This is a genomic window from Escherichia sp. E14V7, assembly GCF_004212225.1.
Lineage (GTDB): Bacteria > Pseudomonadota > Gammaproteobacteria > Enterobacterales > Enterobacteriaceae > Escherichia.
In genome coordinates this window covers 16,547-36,473 of the sequence record NZ_RHJJ01000012.1, presented here as the reverse complement: position 1 = coordinate 36,473, position 19,927 = coordinate 16,547, and the positions used below count along the sequence as shown (strand labels likewise).

Below are 19,927 nucleotides of genomic sequence, written 5' to 3'. Positions count from 1 at the left end.
TAAAATAGCCTGATGGGATAGGCCTTAACATTATTTCGTGTTTTTCGACGAAGGCAATTCAATGCGGAAGCAAACGTCTTGCCCGCTCTCGTCGACCAGATACAGTTCCCCCTGCATACGGCGAATACAATCCCTGGCAATGCTTAATCCCAGACCGCTCCCCTTCACCGCCCCTTTTCGCTGGTGACTTCCCTGAAAAAAGGGTTCGAAGATCATGGCGCGTTCCTCTTGCGGAATGGGTGTGCCTGTATTGATGACATCAATATAAACCCGTGCGCCATGTAAACTGCTGCGAAGGCAAATGTTACCGGATTCAGCCCCGTAGTGCACCGCATTGGAGTAAAGATTATCCAGCACGCTCATCAGCAACATGGGTTCCGCCAGGCATGCTGTTGCCTTGAGATCAACGTCGGTATGCATCATTTTAGTCCGAGCTGGCAGGCTGTGAGCGGAAACTACCGTCTCCACCAACGGTGCCAACTCAACATTCTCCAGTTCCACCGCGCCATCTGCCTGTTTACGGTTGTAATCAAGCAGTTGTTCTATAAGTTTTTGCAAATTGCGGCTGCTGCTGTCGAGGATGCTTACCACCTCTTTTTGCTCTGGCGTAAGCGGCCCGACAACCTGGTCAGCCAGTAATTCAGTGCCCTCGCGCATACTCGCCAGTGGCGTTTTTAATTCATGAGATAAATGTCTTAAAAATTGATGGCGCTGGGATTCCAGCCATGACAGGCGTTCACTTAACCAAAGAATACGTTGCCCTACCGAGCGTAACTCGCTCGGTCCACTAAACGAGACGCTATTACCCAGTGAGCGTCCTTCCCCCAGACGGTTGATCATCCGCTCGATATTTTTCACCGGACCAATAATCATTCGGGTGAAAAGCAGCACCATTATCAGACTCACCAGAAACAACACCAGTGACTGCCAGCCGAAATACTGTCCGCGTTCGGCTATCTCTCGCTGGAGTTGCTGCCCGCGTGAAAACACCACGGTGCGCGTGGCCTGTACCATTTCGGCATTGGCATTGGCAAAGGCTTCCAGACGCGCGGCAGCCGCCGCATCCGGCCCACTGTTGTTACACTGGAGTTGGGCAAGATTGTTCAAATCCTGACGCAATGCCTGGTAAAGTTTATCGTCCGGCAGCACGCCAGCGTGGGCATCGAGCATTTCGCTGTAACGTTTACGCTGGCTTTGATAGACCTTCGCCAGGGTTGAGTCGTCCAGCACGCAATACTGACGGTAGCTACGCTCCATCTCTAGTGCCGCATTAGTCATTGCCTCACTGCGCCGGGCGTCAATAAGCGTTGTGCGATTGACCAGCGCCGCCTGATCGCTAAGCGCATTAAGGCTTTGCCAGGCTTGCCATGCCAGTACCAGCAGAGGCAGCAGAATCAGCAAGAATGCCAGCATGACTAATTGTCGTAATGAACGGGGAAAAACGGGCCAGCGTTTCAAGGTGTTACTCTCGTCAGACGCGAATAGCCAGATGCTAACCGAGGGGAAGTTCAGATACAACAAAGCCGGGAATTACCCGGCTTTGTTGTGGAATAAGGCGGTGCCTAACTCGACGTTTCGCCCGATGGTTGATATAGCTACGCTGATATCAGAAGTTGGACGGCAGGCACCTTGTTGTGCGTCATTCGAATTTTATGTAGCACGTCCCGAAGGGGCTGACATAAGTGGGTGAATGAGCCACTGGTTATTATTATGCAGTAACTGTGCCAATAAATAAAATGGTTTGATAACGTACTGATAAAACATAGCTTTAATGAATTAATGGTTGTTCCATTGGTTGGCTATAAATCAGCCAGTGTGTCGCTTAAAAGAGACGCCCAAAGCTTAAATTATTCGTTTTAAATTAAATCAATAAGTTATATGTCACCTATAAGCGACACGGCAAACCACCCATTGTCGTGATTTACAGACACAAAAAAAAGCTCCCGGAGTTGGGAGCTTATAATTGTTGGCTAAGTGGTTGTGTGTAATGCCGGATGCGGCGTGAAAGCCTTATCCGGCCTACAAAACAATGGGTTGCGTGAAATTTCCGCAGCCTTACCCTAGTTGCTTACGCGCATTGCGGAAAATACGCATCCACGGACCATCCTCGCCCCAGTTTTCCGGGTGCCAGGAGTTGCTGACAGTACGGAAAACACGCTCCGGGTGCGGCATCATAATGGTGACTCGACCACTTTCAGTCGTGACCGCCGTAATACCATTCGGGGAACCGTTCGGGTTAGCCGGGTAGGTTTCGGTGACTTTGCCGAAATTATCGACATAGCGCAGCGCAACCAGCCCTTTGCTTTCCAGTGCCGCCAGATGCGCCGCGTCGCGTACTTCAACGCGCCCTTCACCGTGAGACACAGCAATCGGCATCTGCGAGCCCACCATCCCCTGCAACAGCAGAGACGGGCTTTGGGTCACTTCAACCAGGCTGAAACGCGCTTCAAAGCGATCGGAGGTGTTACGCACGAAACGAGGCCACAGCTCGCTACCTGGGATCAGCTCACGCAGATTAGACATCATCTGGCAACCGTTACATACCCCCAGCGCCAGCGTTTGCGGACGATGGAAGAAGGTTGCAAACTCATCGCGTACACGGTTGTTGAACAGAATAGACTTCGCCCAACCTTCACCGGCACCCAGCACATCACCGTAGGAGAAACCACCGCACGCGACCAGGGCGTGGAAATCCTCCAGACCAGTGCGTCCAGCCAGCAGATCGCTCATATGCACGTCGATAGCGTCGAAGCCCGCACGATGGAAAGCTGCCGCCATTTCAACATGCGAGTTCACGCCTTGCTCACGCAGTACGGCAACTTTCGGGCGCGCGCCAGTAGCGATAAACGGAGCTGCCACATCTTCGTTGATATCGAACGACAGTTTCACATTCAGGCCCGGATCAGCGTCGTTGGATTTCGCCTGATGTTCCTGATCGGCGCACTCCGGGTTGTCACGCAGGCGCTGCATCTGCCAGGTGGTTTCTGCCCACCAGACACGCAGCGTGGTGCGGCTTTCGCTGTATACCGACTGGCCGTTGGCGGTAATCACAAAACGGTCACCGGAAACCGCCTGGCCAACATAATGGACGCAATCAGCAAGGCCATGCTGTGCCAGTACCGCTTCGACTGCTTCACGGTCAGCGGCACGAACCTGAATCACCGCTCCCAGTTCTTCGTTAAACAACGCCGCCAGGTAATCGTCGCCCAGAGAGGCGATATCCGCTTCAATGCCGCAATGACCGGCAAATGCCATTTCCGCCAGCGTTACCAGCAGGCCACCGTCAGAGCGGTCGTGGTACGCGAGCAGCTTACGCTGTGCAACCAGCGCCTGAATCGCGTCATAGAAACCTTTCAGTTGCGCGACGTCGCGCACATCAGCCGGTTTGTCGCCAAGCTGACGATAAACCTGCGCCAGTGCCGTTGCGCCCAGCGCATTATTGCCAAGGCCCAGATCAATCAGCAGCAGTGCGTTATCTTCGGTAGAAAGCTGCGGCGTGATGGTGTGACGCACATCGTCCACGCGGGCAAATGCAGAAATAACCAGCGACAGCGGCGAGGTCATTTCGCGCTCTTCGCTACCTTCCTGCCAGCGGGTTTTCATCGACATTGAATCTTTACCCACCGGGATCGTCAGGCCCAGCGCCGGACAAAGCTCTTCGCCCACGGCTTTAACGGCTTCATACAGGCCCGCATCTTCACCAGGGTGGCCTGCCGCCGCCATCCAGTTGGCGGAAAGTTTAATGCGTTTGATATCGCCAATCTGTGTTGCGGCAATATTGGTTAACGCTTCACCGACCGCCAGACGGGCAGAGGCGGCGAAATCCAGCAGTGCAACTGGCGCACGTTCGCCAATTGCCATCGCTTCGCCATAGTAGCTGTCGAGGCTGGCAGTAGTGACCGCACAGTTAGCGACCGGCACCTGCCACGGGCCAACCATCTGATCGCGCGCCACCATGCCGGTTACGCTACGGTCGCCAATGGTAACGAGGAAAGTTTTTTCCGCCACGGTCGGCAGATGCAGCACACGTTTCACCGCGTCAGCAATGGTGATCCCTTCACGGGCCAGCGCATCGCCTTTCGCTTTCAGCGTTTGCACATCGCGGGTCATCTTCGGCGTTTTGCCCAGCAGTACGTCCAGCGGTAGATCGATCGGCTGATTATCAAAATGACGATCGTGCAGAGAAAGATGCAGTTCTTCGGTCGCTTCACCAATCACCGCGTAGGGCGCGCGTTCACGCTTACACAGTTCGTCAAACAGTGGTAACTGATCGGCAGCAACCGCCAGCACGTAGCGTTCCTGGGATTCGTTACACCAGATTTCCAGCGGGCTCATGCCCGGTTCGTCGCTCAGGATATCGCGCAGTTCAAATTTACCGCCGCGCCCACCGTCGCTCACCAGTTCCGGCATCGCGTTAGAAAGACCGCCTGCGCCAACGTCGTGGATAAACAGAATTGGGTTGGCATCACCAAGCTGCCAGCAACGGTCGATCACTTCCTGGCAACGACGCTCCATCTCCGGGTTGTCGCGCTGTACGGAAGCAAAGTCGAGGTCGGCATCAGACTGACCAGACGCCATAGAAGACGCCGCGCCGCCGCCAAGACCGATATTCATTGCCGGGCCGCCGAGAACGACCAGCTTCGCACCAACGTTGATCTCGCCTTTTTGTACGTGATCGGCGCGAATGTTGCCGATCCCGCCCGCCAGCATGATCGGTTTGTGATAACCGCGCAGCTCTTCGCCGTTGTGGCTGTTCACTTTTTCTTCATAAGTACGGAAGTAGCCGTTCAGCGCCGGACGACCAAATTCGTTGTTAAATGCCGCGCCGCCCAGCGGACCTTCGGTCATGATGTCCAGCGCGGTGACAATGCGCTCAGGCTTACCGAAATCTTCCTCCCACGGCTGTTCGAAGCCAGGAATTCGCAGGTTGGAAACGGAGAAACCAACCAGACCGGCTTTCGGCTTCGCGCCGCGCCCGGTGGCACCTTCATCGCGGATTTCACCGCCGGAACCGGTCGCCGCGCCCGGCCACGGAGAAATTGCCGTCGGGTGGTTGTGAGTTTCGACTTTCATCAGAATATGCGCCGGTTCCTGATGGAAATCGTAGCGGCCCGTTTCGTGGTCAGCAAAGTAGCGGCCCACTTCAGAACCTTCCATCACCGCGGCGTTATCTTTATACGCAGAGAGAACGTGATCCGGCGTGGTTTCGAAGGTATTTTTGATCATCTTGAACAGCGATTTCGGCTGCTGTTCACCGTCGATAATCCAGTCGGCGTTAAAAATTTTGTGGCGGCAGTGCTCAGAGTTCGCCTGGGCGAACATATAGAGCTCGATGTCGTTCGGGTTACGACCAAGCTTTGTGAAAGCATCTTGCAGATAGTCAATTTCATCTTCCGCCAGTGCCAGGCCAAGACGCAGGTTAGCGTCGATTAGCGCCTGACGGCCCTGCCCCAGCAAATCAACACTGGTGACCGGAGTCGGTTGATGATGCGCAAACAACTGCTCTGCATCATCTAAAGCAAAAAAGACCGTTTCCATCATGCGGTCGTGCAGTTCAGCGGTAACCTGCTGCCACTGTTCATTGGTCAGCGTAGCGGCTTCTACATAGTAAGCCACGCCGCGCTCAAGGCGGTTTACCTGTTGCAGCCCGCAGTTATGGGCGATATCGGTCGCTTTTGAAGACCAGGGAGAGATGGTGCCTGGACGCGGGGTCACCAGCAGTAATTTGCCTTCCGGGGCATGGCTGGCGAGTGCCGGACCATATTTCAACAGGCGTTCAAGTTGCGCGTGCGCTTCTTCGTTTAACGGCGCATTGAGGTCAGCAAAATGGACATACTCGGCGTAAATGTTGTGAACCGGGAGCCTGGCAGCCTGAAAACGCGCCAGCAGTTTATTGATTCGGAATGCCGACAGTGCAGGCGAACCACGCAGAATTTCCATCATAAGTCTCTCGTCTTCTAAGCTTTCGGTGTACCCAAGGGGGGGAAACGGGCGTCATTATAAAGAATCTGATGCGCTGACGAAACCGTTTGCGTGGAAATAAAATCACCATCGTGAATTAGCAACGCGTGCCGCCAATGGCTCTAATAAGTTGCCAACTGGCACAGGTTTACGCAAAATGCCGCTCATTGATGATTATACCTTTGTTTAGCATATCGTTTTTTCAAGCCAGGACACGAACGACACAGAGAATTAACTAATTGAAAAAATTAAAGATTAATTATCTGTTCATTGGCATTCTGGCACTGCTTCTTGCGGTAGCTCTCTGGCCGTCTATTCCGTGGTTTGGTAAAGCCGACAACCGTATCGCCGCCATTCAAGCGCGGGGAGAATTGCGCGTGAGCACCATTCATACTCCCCTCACCTGGAATGAGATTAACGGTAACTCTTCCGGGCTGGATTATGAGTTGGCCAAACAATTTGCCGACTACCTCGGTGTGAAACTGAAAGTGACCGTACGGCAGAATATCAGCCAGTTGTTTGACGATCTCGACAACGGCAACGCCGACCTGCTGGCAGCAGGTCTGGTTTATAACAGTGAGCGGGTAAAAAACTATCAGCCTGGTCCTACCTATTATTCCGTTTCACAACAACTGGTTTACAAAGTGGGTCAATATCGCCCACGCACGCTGGGCAATTTGACGGCGGAACAGCTCTCCATCGCACCAGGACACGTCGTCGTTAACGATCTACAAAGACTGAAAGAAACTAAATTCCCGGATTTAAGCTGGAAGGTGGACGACAAAAAAGGCTCAGCGGAATTACTGGAAGATGTCATCGGAGGTAAGCTGGATTACACCATTGCTGATTCTGTCGCCATCAGCCTGTTCCAGCGAGTTCACCCGGAACTCGCCGTGGCACTCGATATCACCGATGAACAACCAGTGACCTGGTTTAGCCAGTTAGATGACGATAATACCCTTTCCGCAGCTCTGCTCGACTTCTTCAACAAAATGAATGAGGACGGCACGCTGGCACGCATTGAAGAGAAATACCTGGGGCATGGCGATGATTTTGATTATGTCGATACACGCACATTTTTACGCGCCGTCGATGCGGTGCTGCCACAATTAAAACCTTTGTTTGAGAAATACGCCGAGGAAATTGACTGGCGTTTGCTGGCGGCTATTGCTTACCAGGAATCACATTGGGACGCGCAGGCCACCTCGCCAACCGGTGTGCGTGGCATGATGATGTTGACCAAAAATACCGCGCAAAGCCTGGGCATTACCGATCGTACCGATGCTGAACAAAGCATCAGCGGCGGCGCGCGTTATTTGCAGGATATGATGAGTAAAGTGCCGGAAAGCGTGCCAGAAAATGAACGGATTTGGTTTGCGCTCGCTGCTTACAATATGGGTTATGCGCATATGCTGGATGCTCGCGCCCTGACGGCAAAAACCAAAGGTAATCCAGACAGCTGGACCGATGTTAAACAACGTCTGCCTTTACTTAGCCAGAAACCCTATTACAGCAAGCTGACTTACGGTTATGCGCGGGGACATGAAGCTTACGCCTATGTCGAGAATATCCGTAAGTATCAGATTAGTCTGGTGGGGTATCTGCAAGAGAAAGAAAAGCAGGCAACAGAAGCGGCGATGCAACTGGCTCAGGATTATCCGGCAGTGTCGCCAACAGAATTGAGTAAAGGGAAATTTCCTTTTCTCTCGTTTCTTTCACAGTCGTCATCTAACTATCTGACACACTCCCCTTCGCTGCTGTTTTCCAGGAAGGGAAGTGAAAAGAAGCAAAATTAATCCGCAGAAGATTGCGCTTTTTTCTGCGCTTTGATTTCCTGACGGCGCATGCGAAAGAAGTCGCTGAGCAGCGCTGCACACTCTTCCGCCAATATCCCTTCCGTGATTTCTACCCGGTGATTCATGCCCGGATGGTGCAACACATCCATTAATGATCCGGCAGCCCCCGTTTTCGCATCACGTGCACCAAAAACTACACGACCAATCCGGCTGTGAATCATCGCTCCGGCGCACATCACACACGGCTCCAGCGTGACATATAATGTGGCATCGATCAGGCGATAATTTTGCATCACCAGACCGCCCTGACGCAGGGCCATGATTTCAGCGTGCGCGGTAGGATCATGCCGACCAATCGGACGATTCCAGCCCTCGCCGATTACCCGGTTGTTATGCACTAATACCGCGCCGACCGGTACTTCCCGCTCGTCCCAGGCACGTTTTGCCAGTGTCATGGCATGGCGCATCCAGTATTCGTGACTAAATTCGACTTCAGACAAAAAGAAAACTCCGGTTATAAAAGCGCGGCGCATTATACACGGACGCTATGCTTTACTCTATTCCAGTTGCTGGAGTTCACCGCGCGGGGTTACTCGCCAACGATGCTGGCAGAAATAAAGCAGCGGGTTGTCCTGATTACTGTCGCTGTAACCACTGTACAACCGCAGTGGCGTGCCGATTTTGCGTTCCAGTTGCGCGACCTTCTCATGCCCGAGGCAACGCATTGTCAATACCCAGCCGCCATAACCACGCTGAATTTGGCTGGCGATAAGATTCACCCGCGGTAACCAGGGCGTATCGAAATAGACCGCTTCAACCAGCGGCTGTGGAGAACCGGTAATCAACCAGATATCAGCATCAGAACTGAGCAAGTAGGTGGTCAGGCGCTCTTGCACCAGCGGAAAGGCAGTCACATTGTCGCGAAACCAGTGTACAAAATCGGCTTGTAATGCCTGTAAACGCGCTTCGCTGTGACCAAAAGTGCATCCCCACAATAGCAGACTCATCGGCCAGCGCGCAGCACGGCCTTTTATCAATAATGCCATGACAATAACCGGCAATAGCGGCAGGACAAGCAGTGTATTCAGCGGTTGGCGACGCAGTAAGTAGCGCAGAAAACTACCGAACATATCCTGTTGATGCAATGTTCCATCTAAGTCAAAAAACACCACACGACGCTCGTGAGTTGCCAAACCATACTCCTCTGGACTGAAACATCCTGATTAATCATCGCTACTACATAGCCTAACAGATAGATCATCACTTTTCCGGCAACAATCTACCGTATAATGCTGAATGGAATTTTTAATTCATAGATCTTACAAGCTATGGAATATAATATTCACTCGCTTGTGTCTCATATTGCCTGTTGTCGCCATTATTTTATCGCGAGGAAAGATATGAACGGCTTACTTCGTATTCGTCAGCGTTACCAGCAGCTTGCCCAGAGTGATAAAAAACTGGCGGACTATCTCCTGCTACAACCTGATACGGCGCGCCATTTAAGTTCGCAGCAATTGGCCAACGAAGCTGGTGTCAGTCAATCCAGCGTAGTGAAATTCGCACAAAAACTCGGCTATAAAGGTTTTCCAGCCTTAAAACTGGCGTTAAGCGAAGCTCTGGCGAGCCAGCCGGAATCCCCTTCTGTCCCCATTCATAACCAAATTCGCGGTGATGATCCGCTGCGACTGGTGGGTGAAAAACTCATAAAAGAAAACACGGCTGCCATGTATGCGACACTGAACGTTAACAGTGAAGAGAAATTGCATGAATGCGTGGTGATGCTGCGTTCTGCGAGGCGGATTATTTTGACTGGCATTGGCGCTTCGGGTCTGGTAGCGCAAAACTTTGCCTGGAAACTGATGAAGATTGGTTTCAATGCTGCCGCAGAACGCGATATGCATGCGTTGCTCGCTACTGTACAGGCATCTTCACCGGACGACCTGTTATTAGCCATCTCTTACACTGGTGTACGACGTGAGTTAAATCTCGCGGCAGATGAGATGCTGCGCGTGGGTGGAAAGGTGCTGGCAATTACCGGTTTCACGCCGAATGCTCTGCAACAACGAGCGTCCCACTGCCTGTATACTATTGCCGAAGAACAGGCGACGAATAGTGCATCGATCTCCGCTTGTCATGCTCAGGGAATGCTTACAGATTTGCTGTTCATTGCGCTAATCCAGCAGGACCTGGAACTGGCGCCTGAGCGCATTCGCCACAGCGAAGCACTGGTGAAAAAACTGGTTTGAGCAAAGAATGCGCGTATAATGCCCGCCCGGTTTGTGTTGTTTTGAGAGTTTCCTTATGGCGCTGTTAATCACTAAAAAATGCATCAATTGTGATATGTGTGAACCTGAATGCCCGAATGAGGCGATTTCAATGGGAGATCATATCTACGAGATTAACAGCGATAAGTGTACCGAATGCGTAGGTCACTACGAGACGCCAACCTGCCAGAAGGTGTGTCCGATCCCTAATACTATTGTGAAAGATCCGGCGCATGTCGAGACAGAAGAGCAGTTGTGGGATAAATTTGTGCTAATGCATCACGCAGATAAAATTTAATATTCTGATCTGGAAGTAGAGTATTAATTATTTATAGACAAAAGCTTAACGCTATTATATTTATTCAAATGATGACAACAGCATAATCATTCACCAAATGAATTCATATAATATCTGCGCAGACATTTATTTATAATTATTAAAGGCGCGCCTGGCTGGTTAACCTGACGCGCCTTAAGTACGTTTCCTTGTGTTATAAGAACAGAAGGATCAGCTGTAAAACAGCAATGATGACTTTAATGACCCGTTTAAACAGGTATCGACAATCAGTCATTCGTTTTCCTTAAACAAGGAATGCAGCTGTTCAGATTAGCCCTTACATCTCCCCAAAACTGAACGTGCGAGTTATTGAGGATACATGCTGCACTCCACACCAGAGCTTTGACGACACCACTCGTTTCAATGGGGGAATTCAGTGGCATGGTGTAAAGCACAGCAAAATCGCCAATAACGAAGCCAATTTTAATGTACTTACGAATTTGCAGTCACGTTAATATTTCCATCAATATCGCTTTCTTCGTAAAGGCTCGAGTTTTTATGATAAAGATTGCAAGTTGCTTGTAAAAGATAACCACCCTGATCCATAATCGCTGTAGTTGAGGGTGCATGCTGCACAAAATTAAAGTTATGAAGTAAAACCCCCGTTCCTTACCAGTTCGGGGGTTTTACTTTATAAAGAGAACGGTATTATTTTAACTTTCAATAATTACCGTGGCGCAAGCATAATGACGTTCATCTGCCAGCGTCACATGCATATGTGCGACGCCCAGCTTTTCCGCGAGTTTTAATGCCTCGCCCCACAGTCGCAACCGTGGCTTACCAAGCTCATCGTTGAATACTTCAAACTGATTAAACGCCAGACCATTGCGGATCCCGGTTCCAAACGCTTTTGCCGCCGCTTCTTTCACAGCAAAACGCTTCGCCAGAAAACGCACTGGCTGTTGGTGCGTTTTCCAGATTTCCCATTCGTTATCGCTTAATACGCGGCGAGCCAGGCGCTCACCGGATCGGGCGATCACCGCTTCAATGCGAGCGATCTCCACGATATCCGTGCCTAAACCTAATATTGCCATTAGCCACGCGCTTCCAGCATCAGACGCTTCATTTCTGCCACCGCATCTTTCAGTCCGGTCATCACTGCACGACCAATAATGGCATGGCCGATATTCAGTTCATGCATCTCAGGAATGGCGGCAATGGCTTTCACGTTGTGATAGGTCAGACCGTGTCCGGCGTTAACTTTCAGACCGAGGCTTGCGGCAAAGATCGCGGCTTTGGCGATGCGCGCCAGCTCTTGCGCCTGTTCAGCGTCAGTTTTGGCATCGGCATAACAACCAGTATGGATCTCGATAAACGGGGCGCCTACCTCTGCTGCAGCTTTGATCTGCTCTTCATCTGCATCGATAAACAGAGAAACCTGAATCCCGGCATCCGCCAGACGTTTACAGGCATCGCGCATTTTGTCACGCTGACCTGCGACGTCCAGGCCACCTTCGGTTGTCACTTCCTGGCGCTTTTCCGGTACCAGGCAGCAAAAATGAGGCTTCGTCTCAATGGCAATCGCCAGCATCTCTTCGGTCACCGCCATTTCCAGATTCATGCGGGTATCCAGCGTCTGACGCAGGATGCGCACGTCGCGGTCAGTAATGTGGCGACGATCTTCACGCAAATGCACGGTAATGCCATCCGCGCCAGCCTGCTCGGCAATAAACGCGGCCTGCACCGGGTCGGGGTAAGCAGTACCACGTGCATTACGCAGCGTTGCGATATGGTCAATGTTGACGCCCAACAGTAATTCAGCCATGACAATCCTCATCAGTCATTATGTGTTTGCACTGTTCGCTTAGGTATAAACTGCCGGAACAGTTCCCTGCTCTTTAATGGTTTACCGCCAAGATACGGCTTAAGCGCCATGCGGGTAAAGCGTTTCGCGGCACGCAATGTGTCTGCGTCAGGAAATTCCCGCGTGTGTAACGCTTTCAACTGCCTCCCGGTGAAGGTTTTATTGTCGATAACGACGCTTGCGATAAACCCTTTTTCTTCGCGATAACGATACGTCATGGTGTCATCCACCGGTTCGCCGCTACCTGCACAATGGGTAAAATTGACGCCATAACCCAGATGCCCGAGCAATGCCAGTTCGAAGCGGCGCAACGCGGGTTCCGGTGTGCCTGTGGCTCCAGCCAGAGACTGGATGCAGTGCAAGTAATCGAAAAAGAGTTCCGAGAAGCGCGTCTCGTATTCCAGCACGCGGGAGAGAAGTTCGTTGATGTACAGACCGCTGTAAAGCGTGATACCGCTTAATGGCAGCGCCAATGAGACAGCTTCAGCACTGCGCAGTGTTTTGACTTCACCGCGCCCACCGAAGCGAAGCAAGAGAGGCGTGAAAGGCTGTAATGCACCTTTCAGGGTAGAGCGTTTAGAGCGTGCGCCTTTGGCAACCAGACGCACGCGACCCGACTCCTCCGTGAAGACATCCAGCATCAGGCTGGTTTCGCTCCACGGGCGACTATGCAGGACAAATGCGCGCTGCCAGCCTTCCATCATACTCGTCGCCTTTCAAGTTGCAGGTGCCTTGGCTGCACCCGTTCCCCCTGGTCACTTACTTTAGTAAGCTCCCAGGGATTCACGGTCTTGCCGCCTTCCTGCACCTCGAAAGTCATAGAGTATGCTAATTAAAGATCGTCAACGTAACCGAGACTACGCAGTGCGCGTTCGTCATCAGCCCAGCCGGATTTCACTTTCACCCACAGCTCAAGGTGGACAGGCGCTTCGAACATTTCCTGCATGTCTTTACGCGCTTCAATACCGATGGTTTTGATCTTGGCCCCTTTGTTGCCAATGACCATCTTCTTCTGCCCTTCGCGCTCAACGAGAATCAAACCGTTGATGTCATAACCACCACGTTCATTGGTGACAAAACGTTCGATCTCCACGGTCACGGAGTACGGCAGTTCTGCGCCGAGAAAACGCATCAGTTTTTCACGGATGATTTCAGACGCCATAAAACGCTGCGAGCGATCGGTGATGTAATCTTCCGGGAAGTGATGGGTCGCTTCAGGCAGATGCTTACGCACGATTGCCGCAATAGTGTCGACATTCAGCCCGGTTTCGGCAGAGATCGGCACAATATCGAGGAAGTTCATCTGGCTTGCCAGGAACTGCAGATGCGGCAGCAGATCGGCTTTCTCCTGCACGTTGTCCACTTTGTTCACCGCGAGGATCACCGGCGCTTTGCCATCACGCAGCTTGTTGAGCACCATTTCATCGTCCGGTGTCCAACGGGTGCCTTCAACGACAAAAATCACCAGCTCAACGTCGCCAATGGAGCTGCTCGCCGCTTTGTTCATCAGGCGGTTAATAGCACGCTTCTCTTCCATATGCAGGCCCGGGGTGTCGACGTAGATCGCCTGATACGCGCCTTCAGTATGGATACCCACAATGCGGTGACGAGTTGTCTGCGCTTTGCGGGAAGTGATGGAGATTTTCTGCCCCAACAGTTTGTTCAGCAGCGTGGATTTGCCAACGTTCGGGCGTCCGACGATGGCAATAAATCCGCAATAACTTTTATCGATGCTCATTCCAGCTCCAGTTTTTTCAACGCCTGTTCGGCGGCAGCCTGCTCAGCCTTACGACGGCTTGAACCTGTGCCAACCACCGGTTCACTCAGGCCGCTGACCTGGCAGTGGATTGTAAATTCTTGATCGTGCGCTTCGCCACGGACCTGAACTACCAGATAAGTCGGCAGCGGCAGATGGCGACCCTGCAAATATTCCTGCAGACGTGTTTTCGGATCTTTTTGTTTATCGCCTGGGCTAATTTCGTCCAGACGGGTTTGATACCAGTTAAGGATTAACTTCTCGACAGTTTGAATATCACTGTCGAGGAATACGCCACCAATTAATGCTTCGACGGTGTCGGCGAGAATTGACTCGCGACGAAATCCACCGCTTTTAAGTTCACCCGGCCCTAAACGCAAGCACTCGCCTAACTCAAATTCGCGTGCCAGTTCTGCCAGCGTATTGCCACGGACCAGCGTGGCGCGCATCCGGCTCATATCGCCTTCATCCACACGCGGGAAACGGTGATACAGCGCATTGGCGATAACGTAGCTCAAGATTGAGTCGCCTAAAAATTCTAAACGCTCGTTATGTTTGCTGCTGGCGCTGCGGTGAGTTAATGCCTGCTGCAGCAGTTCCTGATGATTAAAAGTGTAGCCCAGCTTCCGTTGAAGCCGATTAATTACGATGGGGTTCATGCGATACCAATAAATAAATGCGTCAACAATTCAGCACACGAAACAGACCTGATACACATAGGCTCTGTTAACCGCTTTGTCGCGGATTCATTACGCCATATATGGAAACCAACGCTGTTTCGTGTGCCGTGGCAACCAGAAGGCGCCAACCTTAAACTTCGGGGGAATATTCTATACACAACGATAAGGGATGTCGTTAGCCTGGGGAGATTTATCTCATAAATAATTCACGTTGCCGCCAGAATGACGACAACGTGAACGAGAAGCAGCAATTAATGGATGCCACCAATGCGACTTAAGCGCACACCTGTCGGCCATTCACCTTCTTGCTTATCGAAACTCATCCAGATTGCCGTTGCCCGACCAACCAGATTCGCTTCCGGCACAAAGCCCCAGTAACGGCTGTCCGCGCTGTTGTCGCGGTTATCGCCCATCATGAAGTATTGACCCGGCGGGACAATCCAGGTTGCCAGTTGCTGCCCTGGCTGCTGGTAATACATACCCACCTGATCCTGGGCGATTGGCACAGTCAGGATACGATGCGTTACATCGCCCAGCGTCTCTTTACGTTCGGAAAGACGAATGCCATTTTCTTTGGTTTCGTTTTTCGGCACTTCAAAGAAGCCACTGGTCGCTTCCCCGCCGTTACGACGCGAGAAGGTCTGTACGAAATCGCTCGGTTCAACGTTGGAATAAGTTACCGGCAGCGCGTTTTCACACGCCTGACCAGAACTGCATCCAGGTTGAATGGTCACTTCTTTCGCGACCGGATCATAAGTGACTTTATCGCCCGGTAAACCTACCGCGCGTTTGATGTAATCAAGCTTCGGATCTTCCGGGTATTTGAAGACCACGATATCGCCACGTTTCGGATGACCGGTTTCGATCAATGTTTTCTGGTAAATAGGATCTTTAATGCCGTAAGCAAATTTCTCTACCAGAATGAAGTCACCGATTAACAGAGTCGGCATCATCGAACCTGACGGGATCTGGAACGGCTCATAAATAAATGAACGCACAATCAATACGATAGCCAGCACCGGAAATACAGAAGCCCCGGTTTCCAGCCAGCCTGGCTTCGGCGCAACCTTTTTCAGTGTTGCTTTATCCAGTGAATCCCCGGCAGCCGCTTGCGCCGCTGCCTGACGTTCCCGTCGTTTAGGTGCGAAAAAGAATTTATCCACGCACCATAAAATGCCCGTCACCAGTGTGGCAATCACCAGAATCAGGGCAAACATATTCGCCATGCCAACTCCTAAGGGTTATTTGTTGTCTTTGCCGACGTGCAGAATGGCAAGGAACGCTTCCTGCGGCAGCTCAACGTTACCGATCTGCTTCATACGTTTCTTACCTTCTTTCTGTTTCTGCAGCAGCTTTTTCTTACGGCTGATATCACCACCATAGCATTTAGCCAGTACGTTTTTACGCAGCTGCTTCACGGTAGAACGCGCAATGATGTGCGTTCCAATCGCTGCCTGAATAGCGATATCAAACTGCTGGCGTGGGATCAGATCTTTCATCTTCTCCACCAGCTCGCGACCACGGTTTTGCGAATTATCACGGTGGGTGATCAATGCCAGCGCATCAACACGTTCACCGTTGATTAAGACGTCAACACGCACCATGTCAGAAGCCTGGAAGCGTTTGAAGTTGTAATCCAAAGACGCATAACCACGCGAGGTAGATTTCAGTCGGTCGAAGAAATCAAGCACCACTTCCGCCATCGGGATCTCGTAGGTCAGCGCTACCTGGTTTCCGTGATAGACCATGTTGGTCTGTACACCGCGTTTTTCCACGCACAGGGTAATGACGTTACCGAGATACGCTTGCGGCAGCAGCATGTGACACTCTGCAATCGGCTCGCGCAGTTCGTAGATGTTATTTACCGCTGGCAGCTTGGATGGGCTGTCGACGTAGATAACTTCTTTTGCCGTAGTTTCAACTTCATACACTACTGTCGGTGCTGTGGTAATCAGGTCAAGATCGTATTCACGTTCCAGACGTTCCTGAATGATCTCCATGTGCAACAGGCCGAGGAAGCCGCAGCGGAAACCAAAGCCCAGCGCCGTTGAGCTTTCTGGCTCATAGAACAGTGAAGCGTCGTTCAGGCTGAGTTTGCCCAACGCGTCACGGAAGGCTTCATAGTCGTCGGAACTTACCGGGAACAGACCGGCATATACCTGCGGTTTAACTTTCTTAAACCCAGGCAACGCTTTTTCTGCCGGATTACGCGCCAGCGTTAAGGTATCGCCTACCGGTGCACCGTGGATGTCTTTGATCGCACACACCAGCCAGCCTACTTCGCCGCATTTCAGTTCAGTACGATCAACCTGTTTCGGCGTGAAGATCCCCAGGCGGTCGGCGTTATAGGTCTGCCCGGTGCTCATAACTTTCACTTTGTCGCCCTTACGCAGGGTGCCGTTTTTAATACGGATAAGTGAAACCACGCCCAGGTAGTTATCGAACCAGGAATCGATAATCAGCGCCTGTAGCGGACCTTCTGGATCGCCTTCCGGCGGCGGAATGTCACGCACCAGACGTTCGAGAACATCCTGCACGCCAACGCCGGTTTTCGCGGAGCAGCGCACCGCATCGGTGGCGTCGATGCCAACAATATCTTCAATTTCTTCCGCCACGCGTTCAGGATCGGCTGCCGGCAGGTCAATCTTGTTCAGTACCGGCACCACTTCGAGATCCATCTCCATCGCGGTGTAGCAGTTCGCCAGAGTTTGCGCTTCTACGCCCTGCCCGGCGTCGACCACCAGCAATGCACCTTCACAGGCAGCCAGCGAACGGGAAACTTCATAGGAGAAGTCTACGTGGCCCGGGGTGTCGATAAAGTTAAGCTGATAGGTTTCACCGTCAGACGCTTTGTAGTCCAGCGTCACGCTTTGCGCTTTGATGGTAATGCCACGCTCACGCTCAAGATCCATGGAATCGAGAACCTGCGCCTCCATTTCACGGTCAGACAGGCCACCGCAGATCTGGATAATACGGTCAGACAGCGTCGATTTACCGTGGTCAATGTGAGCTATGATCGAAAAGTTACGTATATTCTTCATAAAGTATGATTATTGTGCCTTAACGCCCGGTTAACCAGGCTTTTAGAAGTCGCTGTTCTGAGCTTAACGTCTGTATTAATAGAAAGGCCGCATTCTACACTACAACATTGAGGCGAGGAAATGTTCATACCGTATGGATTGTGGTATCTGGAAACGTCCTCGCATTTGTTATGCAAAATGCAACAAAGCCAGTGAAATCACTGGCTCGCGTCTTCCGAAGATGTTTCAAACCGCACAAGGCCTGGCGGCAATGCCACGCTTAAGATGATCGGTTGCCATTCAGCCCGGGCAGCAAACTTTCGCGAGTAGCCGCGCGCAATCAGGAATCCACCAACGCCACCAAGAATTGCGCCGCATAACGCCGCGATGTCTGAAGCAAAGAGTAGCTGAAATAACGAAGCAACAAGGAATAATCCCAACAGTGGCGACATATAAACCAGTAATGCGGAACTAAGCAGGCTACCTTCAGCGATTCCTAATTCCACTTTTTGCCCCGGCACTAACGGCTCATCACAGGGTACGACGATGGTATGTGTGGTTTGCGGACCAAGTTTATTCAACACGCGACTGCCGCAGCCAGCGCGGGAAGCGCAGCTGCTGCACGAGGCTTTGACATCACAACTGACCAGCGCCTGCCCGTTTTGCCAGGAGACGACGGTAGCCCACTCTTTGATCATTGTGCGGCCCCGAACTTAATGTTCTCGGCAATGCGTTTCGCCGTTTGCGGCGGTAGTTCACCAACAATAGTGATTTCCGCGTTGTCACGTATGCTGGTGCTGACTGTTCGGCGTCCGGTACGCAACATCTGATCGGTGCTCGATGGCGTCGCGCGGTTAACGTTTACCGAGAAGCTGAACAAGCCGTCTGAATAGAGACGTGATTCGATGGGCATATTGTCCATCGTGGGCAACGGGCGTCGGCTACTGGAGACTTCGCTAAACCCCTGCGGCAACCAGGTTGGAGTCCAGTTGAATTTGGCTTTTTCACCTACAGGAACAGAAAGCAGTGGCGGCAAATTTGCCTTCGCCAGCGTCTGCATACTGCTGCTGATATCCTGATTGACGTTAAAAGCAATCACGCGAAATTGTTCCAGCGTTTCACCATCGCGATCAAGGAGATCAACCCGCATCGGTAATTTCGATTCGGTGTCCATCCACACAATGTAGCTGTAGCGTGTGCCATCACGAGCAACCACGCGAATGACTTCGCAAAGACGATCAGCAATACGCGTGCGTCCCACGGAGATAAAGTCGTAGTAAGGAGAAAGGCGTTTGAAATCGGTATAAATGAGCGATGGCAGAGAATCAACAATGTAATCGCCATTAAGAGTAAACGGTTCAAGGCCCGGCTCAAAGTAGCTGATTTCATTGCCGCGCTGTACCACTTCCCGGCGCGGGCCATCCATTTGCAACAGCTGTGCAAGCGGACGGTTATCGAGGCGTGCATGTCGATAACGCAGAGACTCAACACCCTGTTTATTGATGCTGATGAATGACAGCTCGTAATTCAGTGACTGGCTGGCCAGGTTCATCTGCTGTAATAACGCCCCGGACGCGGGAGTGGCCGAGGCGTTAGCAGAGAATAACAGGCTACCTGTCACTAATGACATGGCAAACCAAAGTTGCTTCATTACTGCGATTGCGTTCCTAAAGTTTGAATTCCTGGCACCTGTACAGCGGCTTGCTGTGTTTGTGCCTGCTCAAACTGAAGCTGTTCAGAGTGGAGTCGACGTTGCAGTTCGTAATCCTGCAACATGGCATTAATGCGACGACGCTGCTCCTGTACCTGCTGCTGTTGACCATTGTTTGCGGTCGCTTCAGAAGGTACTCCCAGACTTACCGGACTGGCTTTCCCCATCATCGGCAGAGTATTAAATACCGGTGTTTCGGGCTGCTGGGACGTTTCAGATTGTCCATTATAGTGCTGGACGCCAACGATAACTGCAAGCGATACACATGCCGCTACGCCCATTTGGGTAAGCTGTGCCGCCCATGGACGTACTTTCTGCCAGAATGGCATTTTCTGCCATTGATGCGGCGCAGGCTGGGCCTCTGGGATCAATGTCGTCGGTTGACGAACGGGCTCTTCTTCAATGGCGGCCATCACGCGTGATGAAATATCGAAATGAAGCAACTCAGGAGTATCACCCCGCATAGAGTCACGGATTAAGTGATAGCTTTCCCAGGTTTTCTGCATTTCCGGGTTGTGAGCCAGTTCGTTAAGCAGCTCACTATCCAGCGTTTCGCCATCCATTAAAGCGGAAAGTTGTTCTTTCTGCATGCCTA

18 protein-coding genes are annotated in these 19,927 nt (G+C 51.7%); 3 read left to right on the top strand and 15 right to left on the bottom strand.

Annotated features, from left to right (window positions below; genetic code table 11):
- Positions 1-30 precede the first annotated feature (30 nt).
- Both qseE and purL read right to left on the bottom strand, forming a co-directional pair.
- A complete protein-coding gene (qseE, locus tag D9741_RS13785) occupies positions 31-1,458 on the bottom strand; it encodes a two component system sensor histidine kinase QseE/GlrK (protein WP_130214661.1) in 1,428 nt (475 codons plus the stop codon).
- A 597-nt stretch (positions 1,459-2,055) separates the two neighbouring features.
- Entirely contained in the window at positions 2,056-5,943 is a 3,888-nt protein-coding gene (gene purL / locus D9741_RS13780) for a phosphoribosylformylglycinamidine synthase (protein ID WP_130214663.1), read from the bottom strand.
- Between the two features lie 257 nt (positions 5,944-6,200).
- On the opposite strand from purL, the gene mltF reads away from it, so the two are divergent.
- On the top strand, positions 6,201-7,757 hold the full coding sequence (gene mltF / locus D9741_RS13775) for a membrane-bound lytic murein transglycosylase MltF (protein ID WP_130214665.1): 1,557 nt from the start codon (positions 6,201-6,203) through the stop codon (positions 7,755-7,757).
- Here mltF and tadA read toward each other — a convergent pair.
- Together tadA and yfhb are read right to left on the bottom strand one after the other, a co-directional pair.
- Positions 7,754-8,257, bottom strand: a complete 504-nt coding sequence (gene tadA, locus D9741_RS13770) for a tRNA adenosine(34) deaminase TadA (protein ID WP_064526984.1) — start codon at positions 8,255-8,257, stop codon at positions 7,754-7,756. The genes mltF and tadA overlap by 4 nt on opposite strands.
- Positions 8,258-8,314: 57 nt before the next feature.
- Positions 8,315-8,950, bottom strand: coding sequence for a phosphatidylglycerophosphatase C (gene yfhb / locus D9741_RS13765; RefSeq protein WP_130214667.1), 636 nt, complete (start codon positions 8,948-8,950; stop codon positions 8,315-8,317).
- 207 nt (positions 8,951-9,157) lie between these two features.
- On the opposite strand from yfhb, the gene D9741_RS13760 reads away from it, so the two are divergent.
- Both D9741_RS13760 and yfhL read left to right on the top strand, forming a co-directional pair.
- Positions 9,158-10,006: a MurR/RpiR family transcriptional regulator gene (locus tag D9741_RS13760; protein WP_130207550.1), complete on the top strand. Its 849-nt coding sequence runs from the start codon at positions 9,158-9,160 to the stop codon at positions 10,004-10,006.
- Between the two features lie 55 nt (positions 10,007-10,061).
- Entirely contained in the window at positions 10,062-10,322 is a 261-nt protein-coding gene (gene yfhL, locus D9741_RS13755; RefSeq protein ID WP_001196283.1) for a 4Fe-4S dicluster ferredoxin YfhL, read from the top strand.
- Positions 10,323-10,515: 193 nt separating this feature from the next.
- Here the strand turns inward: yfhL and shoB are convergent, their stop codons facing one another.
- The 11 genes from shoB to rseA form a co-directional block, all read right to left on the bottom strand.
- The gene (gene shoB / locus D9741_RS13750; protein WP_130214702.1) at positions 10,516-10,596 is read right to left on the bottom strand and encodes a type I toxin-antitoxin system toxin ShoB; all 81 of its coding nucleotides are present in this window, start codon (positions 10,594-10,596) and stop codon (positions 10,516-10,518) included.
- Between the two features lie 418 nt (positions 10,597-11,014).
- Positions 11,015-11,395, bottom strand: a complete 381-nt coding sequence (gene acpS / locus D9741_RS13745; RefSeq protein WP_064526159.1) for a holo-ACP synthase — start codon at positions 11,393-11,395, stop codon at positions 11,015-11,017.
- On the bottom strand, positions 11,395-12,126 hold the full coding sequence (gene pdxJ, locus D9741_RS13740; RefSeq protein ID WP_130214669.1) for a pyridoxine 5'-phosphate synthase: 732 nt from the start codon (positions 12,124-12,126) through the stop codon (positions 11,395-11,397). Before pdxJ ends, acpS begins: the two co-directional genes overlap by 1 nt.
- A gap of 11 nt (positions 12,127-12,137) precedes the next feature.
- On the bottom strand, positions 12,138-12,866 hold the full coding sequence (gene recO / locus D9741_RS13735) for a DNA repair protein RecO (RefSeq protein ID WP_130207598.1): 729 nt from the start codon (positions 12,864-12,866) through the stop codon (positions 12,138-12,140).
- A 131-nt stretch (positions 12,867-12,997) separates the two neighbouring features.
- A complete protein-coding gene (gene era / locus D9741_RS13730) occupies positions 12,998-13,903 on the bottom strand; it encodes a GTPase Era (protein WP_000020738.1) in 906 nt (301 codons plus the stop codon).
- Positions 13,900-14,580, bottom strand: a complete 681-nt coding sequence (gene rnc, locus D9741_RS13725; protein WP_001068343.1) for a ribonuclease III — start codon at positions 14,578-14,580, stop codon at positions 13,900-13,902. Before rnc ends, era begins: the two co-directional genes overlap by 4 nt.
- A gap of 272 nt (positions 14,581-14,852) precedes the next feature.
- The gene (gene lepB, locus D9741_RS13720) at positions 14,853-15,827 is read right to left on the bottom strand and encodes a signal peptidase I (RefSeq protein WP_000002532.1); all 975 of its coding nucleotides are present in this window, start codon (positions 15,825-15,827) and stop codon (positions 14,853-14,855) included.
- 15 nt (positions 15,828-15,842) lie between these two features.
- The gene (gene lepA, locus D9741_RS13715; RefSeq protein WP_000790173.1) at positions 15,843-17,642 is read right to left on the bottom strand and encodes a translation elongation factor 4; all 1,800 of its coding nucleotides are present in this window, start codon (positions 17,640-17,642) and stop codon (positions 15,843-15,845) included.
- Positions 17,643-17,839: 197 nt separating this feature from the next.
- Entirely contained in the window at positions 17,840-18,319 is a 480-nt protein-coding gene (gene rseC, locus D9741_RS13710; RefSeq protein ID WP_130214671.1) for a SoxR-reducing system protein RseC, read from the bottom strand.
- The gene (gene rseB / locus D9741_RS13705) at positions 18,316-19,272 is read right to left on the bottom strand and encodes a sigma-E factor regulatory protein RseB (RefSeq protein WP_064526144.1); all 957 of its coding nucleotides are present in this window, start codon (positions 19,270-19,272) and stop codon (positions 18,316-18,318) included. The genes rseC and rseB overlap by 4 nt, the downstream gene beginning before the upstream one ends.
- On the bottom strand, positions 19,272-19,922 hold the full coding sequence (gene rseA, locus D9741_RS13700) for an anti-sigma-E factor RseA (RefSeq protein WP_130214673.1): 651 nt from the start codon (positions 19,920-19,922) through the stop codon (positions 19,272-19,274). Before rseA ends, rseB begins: the two co-directional genes overlap by 1 nt.
- Positions 19,923-19,927 lie beyond the last annotated feature (5 nt).